Genomic DNA, 1,789 nt, shown 5'->3' with positions numbered 1-1,789 from the left:
AAGGGGATGTGAAAAAACTCGATTGAGTTTTTTCGCATCTCCCTTTTTGTACCTGTTGTGTATAAATGACTGAAATCATGCGCAAAGAAAGCGCACTTCCCCTACCCCATAGAAATTCTTTTTTTGAATCTATGCGGCAGTTCTGTTTCTCATCTTTTTTTTCTGATATTTATATAGATTATGGCCTATCGCCACGAGTAAAACTTCCAGTTTGACTGAATGAATGCCTCTTCGGACAATTCTCTTGTACCAACGGTCGTTTTTCATTATTCCGAAAGTGCCTTCTGCTTGTATCGAACGGTTCATTCGTAATAACGCACCGTGGATACTTTCTAGGTTTTCGATTACTTCCTGATGCATGGAAGTTAATTCCTGATTGATCCGAACGGTTCGATTCTTATCTGTTTTCTTACATTTCTCTGCATATGGACATCCACTACAGTCTTCGCATTCATACAGTTCTTCCTTACGTCCGTATTGATTTCCCCTCACATTTTTTCTGTATAAAAAATGGAATGCTTTATCGTTAGGACATCTCATGACACCTTGCTCATCAATTCTGAAGTTAACTGCACGAAATGGATCTTCATGATATTTCCGATCCTTAGTTTCCTTTTTAAACATTGGAAATTTCATATACTTTTCAATTCCGTTCTGTTCACAGAAAATATAATTGTTGTATGAGCCATATCCGGCATCTGCCACAGGATATTTGGGATAGAATCCATAAGTTTGTTTGAAGTGCTCCATCAAAGGAACGAAACAATCCATATCCGAACGATAATGGTTCACGTCAACAACTGCAATATATTCATCTGCTACACCAATCTGTACATTATATGCTGGCAGAAGCTGATCATTGCCCATGTAATCCGTTTTGATACGCATAAAGGTAGCTGAGTTATCTGTTTTAGAGTAACTGTTTCGATTGGGACCACAGATTTCAATTTTTTGCATGTATTCTTGAAGTTTCTGACAGAAAGTAGTCAAGTGTTCATAATGTCGCTGTTCTTTGGATTTTCGCTTTCCACTTCCGTAAACAAATGTACTTTTATCCAGTTCCCATAAAAGTACTAGCTGCTCAACGATTTCATTCAGATAATCCGGTACATACTCCGGATTTGTTGTGATCTGCACCCCGCTCCATGCGATTTCTGCATTAATTTCCTCAATCTCCGCAGTGATTTTTTCGTAAAGCTTGTAACGGAACTTTTCGGTAGCCTTCTTCCATACCCAGGTATACTTGTTTGCGTTTGCTTCAAACTTGGAGCCGTCGATGTAGAGATGTTGCAGATCTACATGCTCCTCGTTAAAGATAGCATGATTGATGTCGTTAAAAATGTTTTCAATCTTATCTTGAAGTATTTCATTAATGAAATATCCAAAGGTTCTGTATGACGGAGTCTGGTGATCCATGAGATACATGAACCTGATATTAACTTTGCAGTTGTCTTCCAGTTCTCTCAGAGAGCAGTAGCCGCCAGTCATAAATCCGAAAAGTACTGTTTTTAACATGTTGACTGGATTATATCTGAGTCGTCCAGTTGTATACTCCGGAATATCCGTCAGATACTTGTTTAAATCGATTCCTCCCATCAATCTGTCAAATGTTAAAACAGGATCCAGCAGATCCAAACAATCTGAAAGAAACAGTGGTAAATATCCTTGTTTTGAATTACAATAATTATTGTGTAAAGTTTTCATCGCAAGTTAATTTTACCACAAAAATAGGACCTTTCGCATGAACGAATGGTCCTATTTCTTTTAGGGACTTATTTCACAGCCCCTT

At 38.0% G+C, this 1,789-nt stretch carries 1 protein-coding gene; it reads right to left on the bottom strand.

Annotated features, from left to right (window positions below; all coding sequences use genetic code 11):
- Positions 1-129: 129 nt before the first annotated feature.
- Positions 130-1,704 carry an IS1182 family transposase gene (locus ACYQ5K_RS10970; protein WP_173689663.1) on the bottom strand — a complete coding sequence of 525 codons (1,575 nt, stop codon included), beginning with the start codon at positions 1,702-1,704 and terminating at the stop codon, positions 130-132.
- Between the last annotated feature and the right edge of the window lie 85 nt (positions 1,705-1,789).

Source organism: Allocoprococcus similis (assembly GCF_054660775.1).
The sequence above is the reverse complement of the archived record's forward strand: the minus strand, read 5'-3'. Positions and strand labels throughout refer to the sequence as shown.